Below are 12,920 nucleotides of genomic sequence, written 5' to 3'. Positions count from 1 at the left end.
TCGTGACGGCTCTTTCCGTCATCTCCGGCCTCGCGTGGGCGGGACCGAAGCTGTCTGGTTCCTACGCGATGGATGCGTACGGCCAGGTCGAGTTCCGCATGGACGGAGAACGCCTGGTCGGCACCTCGTCGGGCAGCGGAGGCGAGTGCAAGTTCGCCCCGGGCACGGAGGTCATCACGGGTGAGTTCCAGGGCAACGTCCTGGTGGGCAAGGTCCGGCTGTGCCTGGAGGGCGGCGCCGAGTGCGCGGGGACGCAGGATGTCCCGGTGATGGCGTTCTACAACCCCCAGTCCACGACCCTCAGCGCGCTGTTCCGGCTGGGCGCGGGTTGCCGCTCCAAGGCGCTGATCAGACCGGAGCAGGGCAACACGCAGCAGAACGGAACGCAGCTGGTGCTGCGGCGCACGGGCGGCCCCGTGGAGTCGGAGGAGGAGCCGCCTTCGCCCAAGGGAGGCTCCGGGAGCGGGGGCCAGAGCGCGTCCGAGGCGGCGGCTGTTCCCTCCGCGACGGGGGCGTTGCAGGTCGCGGCGGCGCGGCCGCGCGCGCAGGATGGCCGCTCGCCCGTCGACGAGGGCCAGCACCTGCTGGCCAACAACAAGCACCAGTTGGCCAAGACGCAGTTCGAGGCCGCGCTCCGGCAGGACCCGCGCAACGTGGACGCGCTGCTGGGGCTGGTCGCGTGCGAGCTGAACCAGGGCAACGCGTCCAAGGCCGAGGAGCACCTGGAGCGCCTCAAGGGCGTGACGGCGCGCCCGGACGTGTTCTTGTGGCAGGCGCGCACGCAGGCCCAGTTGGGCAATTCGCAGCGCTCCGTCGAGCTGGTGCGCAAGGCCCTGGCGCTGGGCTGGAACCCGTCGGCCCCGCCGCGGCCCTGGGAGCAGCAGATGGTGAAGGAGCTGAGCGGCGAAATCGAGCTGGCGCGGTCGGCGAAAGGCCGGAAGCGGCCCCCCCAGGGGTCCGGAAGCACGAGCCCGTGACCCAGACGCCCCCGGTCGCCCGGCCCCAGCGGGTCTTCGGCCAGTACGAAGTCCTCTCCGTGCTCGGCAAGGGCGGCATGGCGGAGGTGTACCGGGCCCGCGTGCTGTCGGGGCCCCGGGAGGGGTGGACGGTCGCGCTCAAGCGCCTCTTGCCCGCGCTCACGGCGGACGCGGAGTCGGTGTCGCTCTTCGCGCGCGAGGCGCAGCTCTCCAAGCAGCTGCACCACCCCAACATCGTGACGGTGCTCGATGCCGGGGAGCTGGAGGGCATCTACTTCATCGTCATGGACCTGGTGGACGGGCGGGACCTGGGGCAGATCCTCCGGCGCTGCAAGGTCCGTGGCATCCCGCTCCCGCTCGACTTCGCGGTGTACCTGGGCAAGGTGCTGCTGGAGGCGCTGGCCTACGCGCACACCGCCACGGGGCCGCAGGGCGAGCCGCTGGGCATCGTCCACTGCGACGTGTCCCCCTCGAACCTCTTCATCTCCCGCGTGGGGGAGATCAAGCTGGGCGACTTCGGCGTCTCGCGCGTGCTGGTGGACGGCAAGCTCCAGGAGGGCGAGGTGCTGGGCAAGCCCTACTACCTGTCCCCCGAGTCGCTGCGCGGCGAGGTGACCCCGGAGGCGGACCTGTGGGCGGCGACGGTGGTGCTCTACGAGCTGTTGACGCTGGAGCGGCCCTTCACCGGTTCCACGCCGGACGAGGTGTTCCAGGCCATCCGCTCGCGCAGCTACCGCCCGTTGCGGGAGCTGCGTCCGGACGTGCCCGCCGCGCTGGAGGACGTCATCCGCCGCGCCTTCTCCGAACGGCCCGAGGACCGCTTCCCCTCGGCCGAGTCCTTCGCCCAGGCGCTCGCGCCCCACTATGACGAGCGGGTGGGCACGCCGCTGGCCATCGCCGCGGTGGTGCGTGGCCTGTTCGGCGCCAGTGACGACGCGCCGTCGACGCCCCAGGGCGGCGTGCCCCCGGGCTCTTCTCGCGCCAGCTAGGCCAGCGGCCCCCTGGTGGGCCGGTCGCCCTGGCACGACGATGCGCTGCCGACGCGCGCGACGATGGCGATCCTCTTCCGAGCGGATGTGTTCACGCGAGCGGAGGAGCGAGATGGCGACCGAGCCGAAGAAGCCGCCGACCCCACGGGAGCAGGCCCCGGAGCGGAAGACGCGCGAGGACCTGCCCGAGCGGCTCCCGCCCAAGCCGGACGAGGCGCGGGAGGATGGGATGCCTGGCTACGGCCAGCCGGACGAGGAGGTCCGCGAGAAGTCACTCCCCGACCAGGGCTGGTAGGGGCCCGGGAGTGCTCGGGGTGATCTTCACGGAGGACTGCTCCAGGCCATAGGGCGCCAGGCGGTTGCGCCACACGGTGAAGTCACCCTCCGCGAGGATGCCGAAGCAACTGAACTTGCCGTCGGGCCCCTCGTAGCGGTTGCGGTCCATCTGCAGTCCGGGGCGGTACTGGGGTCGTCCCAGCTTCACGAAGAAGTTGATGTTCCGCAGCGTATTGTCGAACACGGACAGGCCCGTGACGATGAGCGGCTCGTCCGCCGCCAGGCGCAGGCCCTCGCCCACCGTGCGCTCGATGGTGTTGCCCAGCACGCGCACCTTGTTGGCCTTGACGATCCGGATGCCCTGGCCGTTGCCCCGGTTGGCGAAGTTGAAGATGTCGGTGACGGTGTTGTTGCTCAGCGTCACGTTCACGGGGTTGTCCACCGCAGACGTCCCGCCGATGGAGATGCCGCGCCCGGCGACGGAGATGCGGTTGGCGACGATCTGGATGTTGGTGGCGTCCTCGTGGACGAGCACCGCCTCCGCCGCCGAGGAGTTCGCCTGCCAGGGGAAGCTCTCGAGGTTGGGGAAGCTGTAGATGGTGTTCGTGTTGACGCTGATGTTGTCGCACGCCTTGATGTCGATGCCGTTCTCGCCGCAGTCGTGGAGCTGGTTGCGCTCGACGTAGAGCCCCGAGGGCCGGTTGCCCGCGTCGGGCTGGCACTGCACGGCGTCTCCCGACGCGTCGTGGATGTCGTTCTCCAGCACGAAGACCTCCCGCGTGGTCCCCTTCACCGCGACGCCGTGGGAGTCCGTGCCCGTCTTGGAGAAGTCGTAGATGGCGTTGCCCTGGACGAGCACCGTCTCCGCGTTGCTGGCGATGACGCCGCCACCGGCACGCCCGCCGTGCAGCCGTGAGTCGAGGATCTGCGAGCAGAAGGTCGCGTTCTGGAAGAGCACGGCGAAGGAGGGGCGCTCCTGGACGTCCACCTCGAGGGACTGGACGATCCAGTAGGGCTGGCTCACCATCACCAGGCTGCCGACGTTGGTCGCCGTGGGGACGATGCGGGGTTTGTTCGTCGTGTCGCCGCGCAGGATGATGGGCGCGCTCAAGGTGCCGGAGCGGGCGCCCTTCTCCGGGGTGATGGCGATCTGCTCGGCGTACGTGCCCGAGCGGACCTGGATGAGGTCCCCGGGAAACGAGGCCCTCACCGCGGCGGAGATGGTGGGGTAGGGGTTGTCGCTCGAGCCCAGGGGCTTGCTGGGGTCCCGGGGGCCCGTGTTCGCCACGTACCGCGTGGCCCCCACCGGCGGCGTCTGGCTGGAGGGACAGGTCGCCTGGAACCGCAGCGCGGCCTCGTTCGCGGCGACCACGGGCGGCTCCACCTCGCCCGCGTCCCCACCATTCCCCGTGTCGCCCTCGTCTCGGTCTCCTGGCGCGTCCGCGGGGCCCTCGTCCTCCAGGCTCATGGCCCCGACGCCGCGCCGGATGGACTGCTCCTCGGGGATGCGCGGTGCCTCCGGCGCCGGCTCCATTCCAGGGCCACATGCGAGCGCGAGTCCCCATATCAGCGCCGCGAAGCGTCCACGCCGATGCCCCAGCCTCATCCCTTCGTTGCGCATGCCGTCCCCTCTTTGATTCCGACCGCGGCGGACATGGTTTCCACCGGACCAGCCATCATCAACCGCTATGCCACCGAAGGACGGCGAGGCATTCACCGGTAGATGCTCGCGCCGTGTCGCGCGCCACGGGCGTCAAGGGGGCCCCGTCGTACGTGGCGCGTTGCGAGCGCGCGACGCCGGGGCCGGTGGGGCGCACCTGTCCCGCACGTGCTTCGCGGACCGCGAAGGGCCACGTGAAGAATGGACGGCCCACGCCCGCCTGGCGTCGCGACGCGCTCAGCCCGCCAGCGCGCGGACGGTGGGCACGTGGCGGCGCAGGGCCTCGACGACGCGCTCCACGTCCGTGGCGGACGTCGAGGGCCCCAGGCTGAAGCGCAGGCTCGCGCGCGCCTGGGGCGCGGTGAGGCCCATGGCCCGCAGGACATGCGAGGGCGTCAGCGTCCCGGAGGCGCACGCGGCCCCGGTCGACACGCAGATGCCTTCCAGGTCGAGCGCCATGAGCAGCGCCTCGCCCTCGACGCCCTCGAAGCGCAGGTTGCTGGTGTTGGGGACCCGCGGGGCGCCCGCGCCGTTCACCCCCACGTCGGGCACGGCCGCGAGGACCTCGCGCTCGAAGGTGTCGCGCAGCGCGCCCACGCGCGCGGCCGTCGCCTCCTGTTCACGCGTCGCCAGCTCCAGGGCCAGGGCCAGCGCCTCCGCGTAGGGGACGTTCTGCGTCCCGCCCCGGCGGCCGCCCTCCTGGTGGCCCGGCGTCAGCGCGCGCACGTCCACGTCCTTGCGCACCATCAGCACGCCCACCCCCGCGGGGCCGCCGAACTTGTGCGCGGACAGGGAGAGCAGGTCCGCGTCCACCTCGCGCAGCGACAGGGGCACCTTGCCCGCGGCCTGCACCGCGTCCGTGTGGAACAGCACTCCGCGCTCGCGGCACGCCCACGCCACCTCGCGCGCTGGCTGCACCACGCCGGTCTCGTTGTTGGCCCACATCAGCGAGCACAGCGCCGTGTCGGGTGTCAGCGCGGAGAGCACGTCCTCCACGCGCACCCGCCCGTCCGGGCCCGGCGAGACGCGCGCCACCTCCGCGCCCGCGGCCTCCAACTGCGCCACCGCGCCGAGCAGGGCGGGGTGCTCCACCGTGGAGGTGACCACGCGACGGCGCTCCGGACGCGGGCGCGCGTGCCACGCGCCGATCAGCGCCAGCGCGTCCGCCTCGCTGCCGGACGCGGTGAAGGTGACCTCCTTGGGTTCGCAGCCCAGCACCCGGGCCACGCGCGCGCGCGCCTGGTCCAGGCGCATGCGGGCCTCGCGGCCCGCCTGATGGACGCTGGAGGCGTTGCCGTGGCCGCCCTGGGTGAAGGCGTGCGCGAGCAGCTCCGCCACCTCGGCGCGCACGGGCGCGGCGGCGTTGTGGTCCCAGTAGATCACGAGTCCTGCGCGGACAGCAGCGACACGGGGCGCTCGTCCGCCACGCCGAAGGCCTCGAGGAAGCGGCCCACCAGCTCGCGCTTGAGCGCCTTGCGCTGCGCGGCCTTGCCGGACAGCGGGAGCCGGGCGCCCGCCATGCTGCCGTGGCCGCCGGAGGAGCCGCCGTAGTCCTCGAAGATCTCCCGGATGAGGCGCCCGGCGTTCATCCGCCGGTCCTTCACGCGCAGGCTGAAGTAGAGCTGGTTGCGGTACGTGCCGAAGGCCAGCGACCACTTGGTGCCTTCCAGGAACATGAGCCGCTCGGCGACCTCCGCGACCATGTCCGGCGAGTACACCTCCTCCAGGTCCGTGACGATGGCGACGCCGTACACCTTCGCCCGCTCGTAGGCCGTGTGGTAGAGCTGGAAGTAGCGTGCCGGCAGCTCCGGGTGTTCGATCTGCGCGAGCATCGACTTGTCGATGCGCGGGAACAGCCACAGGTAGCTGTCGATGTCCGTCTGCGTCGTCTCTCGGCCCAGGTCCCGCGTGTCCGCCTTGATGCCGTAGAAGAGGCCGGTGGCCACCTCCACGGAGGGCTCCACGCGCGCGGCGCGCAGGTACTCCACCAGCATGGTGGACGTGGCGCCGAAGTCGCCGCCCACGTCCGCGAAGGGCGAGGCCAGGCTCTCCTCGCGCAGCGGGTGGTGGTCCACGACGATGTGGGCCTCCATCCGGGCCGGCAGCGAGTGGTTGCCCACCTTGGGCTGGGTGTCGACCAGACCGAACAGGTCGTACTCGTCGAAGTCGATCTGCGAGATGTGCGAGACAGGCAGCCGCAGCACCTTCACGAAGGCGATGTTCTCCGCCCGTCCGATGATGCCGCCGTACCCGACGTGCGCCTCCACGTCCGCCCGGCGCTCCAGCAGGTGGGCGAGCGCGACGGCGGCCGCCAGCGAGTCGGGGTCCGGGTTGTCGTGGGTGAGGATGAGCGCCTTCCGGTGGCCCTTGGCCACACGCAGGAGCCGCTCCAGCTTGTCACGGGCCGGCAGCAGGGCCAGGCGTGGTGGCGGGGGCTCCGTCAGCTCGCCACCGGTGCTTCCCGGGCCACGGCGGCTGTTGAAGGACTGTGTCGCGGGCATGGATGCTCAGTTCTACTTCCTCCGGCCGCCGGATTCGAGAAGCCGGATGTTCTCCCCCCAACATCGGGGGTGCGGTGTCACCCGCACGCCAATGTTGCGAACGCGCCTCGCGGCCTTCACGGCGCGCCGGAAGGCCGTGTGCCCGGACGCCTCCCTGCTCGCGAGGCACCGGGCCTAGTTGTTGATGGCCTTGTACTTGCGCCCCAGGTCCCTGAAGTACTTGACGCCGTTGTCCAGCGAGTTCTCCATGGCGTCCATCAGCACCGTGCGGAACTGCGCCACCGGGCCCCGGAAGGACTCGTAGTAGCGCTGCCGGTCGATGGAGTGGATGACGGCGGGCATGTAGCCGTTGCGCAGCAGGATGAGGTTGCTGCACATGCGCCCCACCTTCCCGCTGTGCTCCGTGAAGGGGAAGATCTGCAGGAAGCTGTGCTGGACGGTGGCGGCCTGCTTGATGGGGTGGAACTCGCGGAACTCGGCGCTGGCCGTGTAGTCCACCAGCTTCTCCAGCGCGGGCTGGATCTTCGCGGGCTGGTGGATGTCGTGGAAGTAGGTGCGGTGCAGGGGCATGTCCTTGCGCAGCCCCGAGCGCTCCCGCTCCTTCGCCAGCTCCTTCTCCGTGCGCTCCCGCCGCTCCATGCGCGCGCGCTCCGCCAGCGCCTCCGGCGTGTTCCCGAGGAACAGGTCGTGCATCCGCTTGATGGTGGTCAGCGTGATCTGCGCCTGCTTCTTGGCGCCGATGGCCTCCTCGCGGATGAAGTCGCAGACCGCCTTGTGGTTGCGGACCTCCAGCACCACCGGGATCATGGACGCCTCGGCGCTGGTGCGCCCCGGGTACAGCGCGGCCATCAGCTCCTGGTGGGTGTAGACCACGCCCTCCAACGCGGCGTCGTGGTAGATCCACGACATCTCGAACCGCTCGAGGAACTCACGCGCCGGCTGCTTGTCCTTGTAGATGTCGAGGTACTCGCGCAGCGCCTCGTTCTTCTCGTCGATGTCCTGGTAGCGTTCCTTCACGGACTGCGGCTCCTTCTTGCGCCGGGCCACCCCAAGGGGTCGCCGAGGCGTGCGGCCGAGCGATTCAACGGCGTGCGGATTCTAGAAATTCCGCACGGTTGTAACAACGAAATCCATTACAGATTGACGAGGAATACCTCGCACGCCTGGTCCAGCAGGTCCTTGGAGAGGGCCGGCGGGATTTGACGGTAGCGAGCCGCGTCCCTGATGAGTCCCACCAAGTCTCGGGGATGGCAGGCCCGAAGTTGCATGCTCCGCGGCTTGTAATAGTGCTCGAACAGGTACGTGACGGCCTGGTCCACGTAGGGGATGCCCGCCGCCTCGCACACCCGACGGAAGATCTCCCGGTAGGACTCGTCGTCCGGGTTGCCGACCTCGATCTTGTACTTGATGCGGCGCAGGAACGCCTCGTCCACCAATTCCTTGGGATCCAGGTTGGTCGAGAAGACCAGGAGCTGATCGAAGGGAATCTCGAACTTCTTGCCGGTGTGGAGGGTGAGGAAGTCGACGCGCTTCTCGAGGGGGACGATCCACCGGTTGAGCAGGTCGGTGGGGTGGACCTTCTGGCGGCCGAAGTCGTCGATGAGGAGCATGCCGCCGTTGGCCTTCACCTGGAACGGGGCCTCGTAGAAGCGGGTGCTCTCCGAATAGATGAGGTCGAGCGTCTCCAGCGTGAGCTCGCCGCCGACGACGACGGCGGGGCGGCGGCAGAGCATCCACCGGTTGTCCATCTCGAACGTCTGGCGGCGGCCGTTGGCGTCGCGGCCCATCTCCAGGGGGACGGGGGTGTGGATGAGGTGGTCGTGGACCTGGATGATCTGGTTGCCGATCTCCAGGCAGTGGGGGACGTACACCTCGCCGCCGAACATGTGCGAGACGGCCTCGGCGAGGCTCGTCTTGCCGTTGCCCGGGGGGCCGTAGAGGAACAGGGAGCGGCCGGAGTTCACGGCCGGGCCCAGCTTGTCCATCAGCTCCGCGGGGACGGTGAGGTGGCTGAGCGCCATCACCAGCTCCTCCTGGCTGACGACGGGCGTCTCCTCCGTCTGGCTGGAGATGAGGGCGTTGTACTGCTCGATGGGCACCGGCGCCGGGCCCACGTAGGTCGTGCGGGTGAGGGCGTCACGCGCGTACTCGCGGCCCTTCTCCGTGAGGATGAACTCCACGGAGGCGCGGCCGAAGCCCTTGCCGCCGCGCAGGTCCACCAGCTTCTCCGTGGTGAGGAAGTCCACCACGCGCTCGATGACCCCGGGCCAGGGCAGCCGCATCTCGTCCGCGATGCCCATGCCCGTGCCGGTCCCCGCGTAGTACAGGTACTTCAGCGCGATGTCCGCGAGGAGGCCCATCTTGAGCCCCGTCTCCTCCACCGACTTCGGCTCCGCGGGAGCGATGTCGAGGATGGACGGGTTCTCGAGCTTGAACGGGTTGTCGTCGTACGCGTAACCGGCGGGAGCCATCGGGGCCTCGTTCTAGCCCAATCCCGTGATTCGCGGGCAGGCGACGCGCAGCACGGGGCCGGGGCGGGTCGCGAGGACACCTCCCCGGCCTGGCTGCCGGACGGACGGGCGGGGGACGGGGACGACCCCTTCCCCCGGGAGGGTGGGCTTCGGGTCAGACGTAGGTGAGCCACTCCGCGTAGCGGGGCTCCTGGCCCCGGACGACGCGGAAGTAGGTCTCCTGCACGAACTGGCCGATGGGGCCGGGCTTGCCGGTGCCGACGGTGCGGTTGTCGACCTCGCGCACGGGGGTGATCTCCGCCGCGGTGCCGGTGAAGAAGACCTCGTTGCAGATGTAGAGCGCGTCGCGGGTGAAGGTGACCTCGTCCACGGCGCGGCCGCTGTCGCGCAGCAGCTTGAGCACGGTGTCGCGGGTGATGCCGTCGAGGATGGGCGAGGACAGCGGGGGCGTCTTGATGATGCCCTTCTTGTTCACCATGAAGATGTTCTCGCCGGACGCCTCCGCCACGAAGCCGCTGATGTCCAGGAGGATGGCCTCGTCGTAGCCGGCCATCACCGCCTCGCGCTTGGCGAGGATGGAGTTGACGTACTGGCCGGAGATCTTCCCGCGCACCATGTTCACGTTGACGTGCATGCGGGTGAAGGAGCTCACCTTGGCGCGGATGCCCTCGCGGATGCCCTTGTCGCCCAGGTACGCGCCCCAGTCCCAGGCGGTGACGGCCACGCGCGTGGGGTTCACCGCGCCCAGGCCCATGGCGCCGTCACCCATGAAGGCCACCGGGCGCAGGTAGGCCCCGTTGGCGAACAGGTCCTTCTGCTTGCGCAGCAGCTCCAGGCACGCCTCCACCAGCTCGTCCTCGGAGAACGGCATGTGCAGCAGGCAGATGTGCGCCGAGTCCAGGAGCCGTCGGATGTGCTCCCGCAGTCGGAAGACGGCGAGCCTCCCGTCGTGCGTGCGATAGGCGCGGATGCCCTCGAAGACGCCCAGGCCATAGTGCAGCGCGTGCGTCATCACGTGCACGTGGCCCTCGTCCCATTTCACCAGTTTGCCGTCGAGCCAGATCTGATCCGCACGCAACACGTTTGACGAGGTCGAGCTCATTCGAGGTCCTTCGAGGGGAAATGGGGTGGGACTGCCTCGGGACTTCTAGCCAGATGAAGCTATGAGGTCAAAGCGTGAACGCGGGTTCGCGTTCGTTCTTCACAGCACGTGTGGCAGGGGAGTGAGCATGCGGCACACGAGCGGCATGTCCTCGGCCATGGCCTTGCGCCCGAAGTGGAGGGCCTTGGAGGCGAGCTCGACGGAGGGGACGACCTCGAGGGGCGAGAGGGTGCGGGAGAAGCGTTTGACGAGGTGCGCGTAGGGGAGGTTGGGGGCCACGGTCATCGCGGCGAGCCGCTGGAGGGGGAGCCAGAAGGGCGTGGCCAGGCGCGGCGCGAAGCCGTCGAGCGCGAGGATGAAGGTGTTGCGCGTGCCGATGCGGCCCTTGGCCACGGCCTTCCACGCGGCCTTGGCGGGGAGGTTGTCGACGAGGCCCCCGTCGATGAAGCGCGAGACGCCGTGGTGGGCCATCAGCCCGTCGAGCAGCGCGTGCATGCGGGGGTCCTCGCGCAGCACGTCGTAGTGGATGACGCCGGGCAGGGCGGAGGAGAAGCCCGCGGCGTCGAGCGCGTCGAACTCCGAGGTGGCGTCGTCGGCGCCCAGGTGGAGGCGCACGGTGATTTCGGGGCGGGTGAACAGCTCCGCGATGCTGGCCATCGCGCCCTGGATGCGGCTGGCGACGCCCACGGGGTTGAGCAGCGCCAGGGGGCTGCCGCCGAGCAGCCGCTCGTAGTACTCCAGCGGGCGGGGGAGCATGCCCCGGCGGATGGCGCCCACGGAGATGAGGGTGGGCACGGGCAGGTCCTTGAGGCGCATGCCGCTGCCCTCGGGCCCCGCGTCGAAGAAGCGCCCCAGGCCCGCGCGCAGGAACAGGCGCAGCGCGGCGGGCAGCCCGTAGCGGCTCTCCGTGGAGATGAACCGGAAGAGCTTCCGGAACGACAGGCCCCGGACGATGTTGATCATCTCCGTGGCGTCGAAGCGCGCCATGCGCGAGCGCAGCAGGCCGAGGATGGCGCCCATGGACGCCCCCGCGAGCAGCTTCGGCTGGAGGCCGTGCTCGGCCAGCAGGTTCATCACGCCCAGGTAGACGAACGCGGTGCCGCCCCCGCCGCCGGCGACCACCACCAGCTCCTTGTGGCGCAGCTCCCGGTCCAACGCCTCCGGAGGGATGCGGCCCCGCAGGCGCGCGAGGACGCCGTCGCGGGCGCGCGCGGCGTGCTCGCGCAGGTCGCGCACGTGGGGGACGAGCCGGTCCCGGGTGGGGACGCGGGGGCCGCGCAGCACGGGGGACAGCCTGCGCTCGACCTCCTCGCGGAAGGGCGTCAAGAGCGCGCCCACGCCGACATCTCGCTCGCCGTGAGGGACCTTGTAGAGGCGGGCGAGCGACAACGCCGTGCGCAGCGTGGCCTCCTCGCGCGCGTCGAGCAGCCCCGGCTCCGCCAGGACCGCGCGCACGAGCGCCAGCTCCATCTCCTCGAGCGGGCGGGTGATCTGGAAACGTTCCTTCAGGAGCACGCGGCCGCCGAGTATAGCGCGGCCGGCCCCCCGGCGACGGCGGGGAGGCCTCCGGTGGGGCGCGGCCTCACGCCTGGGCGATCTGCGGCAGGTTGGCCCGGGCCTTCTCGATGTCGCCCTCGTACTTCAGGACGAGGTTGAGCGTGGAGGCGACCACGTCGGAGGTGAGCTGCTCGGCGTTGAGCAGCACCAGGCTCTGCGCCCAGTCTAGCGTCTCGCTGATGGAGGGGGCCTTCTTGAGGTCGAGGGCGCGGATGGCGGCCACCGCCTCCACCACCTGCTCGGCCAGCACCTGCGGCACCTGGGGCAGGCGGGAGCGGACGATGCGCAGCTCGCGCTCGCGGTCCGGGAAGTCGATGTGCAGGTGCAGGCAGCGGCGCTTGAGCGCGTCCGACAGCTCGCGGGCGTTGTTGGACGTCAGCAGCACGCGCGGGATGTGCCTGGCCCGGAAGGTGCCCAGCTCCGGAATCGTGACGGCGTTGTCGCTGAGGACCTCCAGCAGGAAGGCCTCGAACTCCGGGTCCGCCTTGTCGATTTCATCCACCAGCAGCAGGGCGGGGCGCTCGGACAACTGCGCGCGCAGGATGGGGCGCGGCAACAGGAAGCGCTCGGAGAAGAACACCGCGTCGCCCGAGGCCAGCCGGTCCGCCGCGTCCGAAAGCGACGTCGTGCCCTGCACCATCTCGCCGATCTTGTCCTTGAGCAGTTGGGTGTAGAGCAGTTGCTTGGCGTACTCCCACTCGTACAGGGCCTTGGCCTCGTCCAGGCCCTCGTAGCACTGCAGCCGGATGAGCTCGCGCCCCAGCGCCGAGGCCATGGCCCGCGCCAGCTCCGTCTTGCCCACGCCCGCCGGCCCCTCCACCAGGATGGGCTTGTCCATCCGGTCCGCCAGGTAGGCCGCCGTGGCGATCTCCGGAGAAGGCAGGTATCCCACCTGCTCCAGGTGCTGCTCCGCGTCCGCCACGCTGCGGAAGGCGCGAACCTCTGCTGTCGAAGGGGTGCTCACGGGGCGGAACTTAACCGAGGGCCTCCCCTCGGACTGCGGCAAAAATGCCAGGGTTCACCTGTCAGGCGGGCCGCACGCCTGCGTCGCTGGCCCGCAACCCCTCGGAACTTGAGGCGGAATTTATTTCCGAATCCCGGGCATACGTCGTGCATCTCAATGCCCGTCACTCACGAAGGAAAGCAGCGAGGTTCGCGGTCATGATGTGGGCGTGGTTGAGGATGGTGTTGGTGGTGGCGGTGGTCCTCCTCCCGGGAGGCTTTCCCCTGCTCCTGGGCTACGTCGCCGTGCGGACGCTGGTGAACCGCTGGCGGACGGCCCAGGAGGCGGCGCACCTGGCGGGGCAGGAGGCCTCGCTGCGGGACGTGCTCTCCACGCTGCACTTCAAGGAGCTGGTGCGCGACGCGCGCGCCGCCCTCTGAGTTC

General features: G+C 70.2%; 12 protein-coding genes. 4 read left to right on the top strand and 8 right to left on the bottom strand.

Annotated elements, in window-relative coordinates:
* Positions 1 to 2: 2 nt before the first annotated feature.
* The 3 genes from LZ198_RS20775 to LZ198_RS20765 all read left to right on the top strand — a co-directional run bounded on the left by LZ198_RS20775 (position 3) and on the right by LZ198_RS20765 (position 2,261).
* Positions 3 to 977 (top strand): tetratricopeptide repeat protein, encoded by a 975-nt coding sequence (locus LZ198_RS20775; RefSeq protein ID WP_253973758.1) that lies wholly within the window; start codon positions 3 to 5, stop codon positions 975 to 977.
* Entirely contained in the window at positions 974 to 1,966 is a 993-nt protein-coding gene (locus LZ198_RS20770) for a serine/threonine-protein kinase (protein WP_323382845.1), read from the top strand. The genes LZ198_RS20775 and LZ198_RS20770 overlap by 4 nt, the downstream gene beginning before the upstream one ends.
* A 112-nt stretch (positions 1,967 to 2,078) precedes the next feature.
* Entirely contained in the window at positions 2,079 to 2,261 is a 183-nt protein-coding gene (locus LZ198_RS20765; RefSeq protein WP_253973757.1) for a hypothetical protein, read from the top strand.
* Here LZ198_RS20765 and LZ198_RS20760 read toward each other — a convergent pair.
* The 8 genes from LZ198_RS20760 to LZ198_RS20725 form a co-directional block, all read right to left on the bottom strand.
* Positions 2,238 to 3,863, bottom strand: a complete 1,626-nt coding sequence (locus LZ198_RS20760; RefSeq protein WP_253973756.1) for a right-handed parallel beta-helix repeat-containing protein — start codon at positions 3,861 to 3,863, stop codon at positions 2,238 to 2,240. The genes LZ198_RS20765 and LZ198_RS20760 overlap by 24 nt on opposite strands.
* A gap of 276 nt (positions 3,864 to 4,139) precedes the next feature.
* Positions 4,140 to 5,285, bottom strand: a complete 1,146-nt coding sequence (locus LZ198_RS20755; protein WP_253973755.1) for a cysteine desulfurase family protein — start codon at positions 5,283 to 5,285, stop codon at positions 4,140 to 4,142.
* On the bottom strand, positions 5,282 to 6,403 hold the full coding sequence (locus LZ198_RS20750) for a DHH family phosphoesterase (RefSeq protein ID WP_253973754.1): 1,122 nt from the start codon (positions 6,401 to 6,403) through the stop codon (positions 5,282 to 5,284). The genes LZ198_RS20755 and LZ198_RS20750 overlap by 4 nt, the downstream gene beginning before the upstream one ends.
* Positions 6,404 to 6,577: 174 nt before the next feature.
* Complete coding sequence (locus LZ198_RS20745) at positions 6,578 to 7,420, bottom strand: Fic family protein (RefSeq protein ID WP_253973753.1); 843 nt, start codon at positions 7,418 to 7,420, stop codon at positions 6,578 to 6,580.
* 116 nt (positions 7,421 to 7,536) lie between these two features.
* On the bottom strand, positions 7,537 to 8,874 hold the full coding sequence (locus LZ198_RS20740; protein ID WP_253973752.1) for an AAA family ATPase: 1,338 nt from the start codon (positions 8,872 to 8,874) through the stop codon (positions 7,537 to 7,539).
* 154 nt (positions 8,875 to 9,028) lie between these two features.
* Entirely contained in the window at positions 9,029 to 9,976 is a 948-nt protein-coding gene (locus tag LZ198_RS20735) for a branched-chain amino acid transaminase (RefSeq protein ID WP_253973751.1), read from the bottom strand.
* A gap of 99 nt (positions 9,977 to 10,075) precedes the next feature.
* Positions 10,076 to 11,491, bottom strand: a complete 1,416-nt coding sequence (locus LZ198_RS20730) for a patatin-like phospholipase family protein (RefSeq protein WP_253973750.1) — start codon at positions 11,489 to 11,491, stop codon at positions 10,076 to 10,078.
* Between the two features lie 67 nt (positions 11,492 to 11,558).
* Positions 11,559 to 12,497 carry an AAA family ATPase gene (locus LZ198_RS20725; RefSeq protein ID WP_253973749.1) on the bottom strand — a complete coding sequence of 313 codons (939 nt, stop codon included), beginning with the start codon at positions 12,495 to 12,497 and terminating at the stop codon, positions 11,559 to 11,561.
* A gap of 197 nt (positions 12,498 to 12,694) precedes the next feature.
* On the opposite strand from LZ198_RS20725, the gene LZ198_RS20720 reads away from it, so the two are divergent.
* Positions 12,695 to 12,916, top strand: a complete 222-nt coding sequence (locus LZ198_RS20720; RefSeq protein ID WP_253973748.1) for a hypothetical protein — start codon at positions 12,695 to 12,697, stop codon at positions 12,914 to 12,916.
* The last annotated feature ends 4 nt before the right edge of the window (positions 12,917 to 12,920 follow it).

The sequence above is a fragment of the Myxococcus dinghuensis genome (genome assembly GCF_024198235.1).
Lineage (GTDB): Bacteria > Myxococcota > Myxococcia > Myxococcales > Myxococcaceae > Myxococcus > Myxococcus dinghuensis.
Note: the sequence above shows the minus strand (reverse complement) of the source record. Positions and strands in the feature narration are given on the sequence as shown.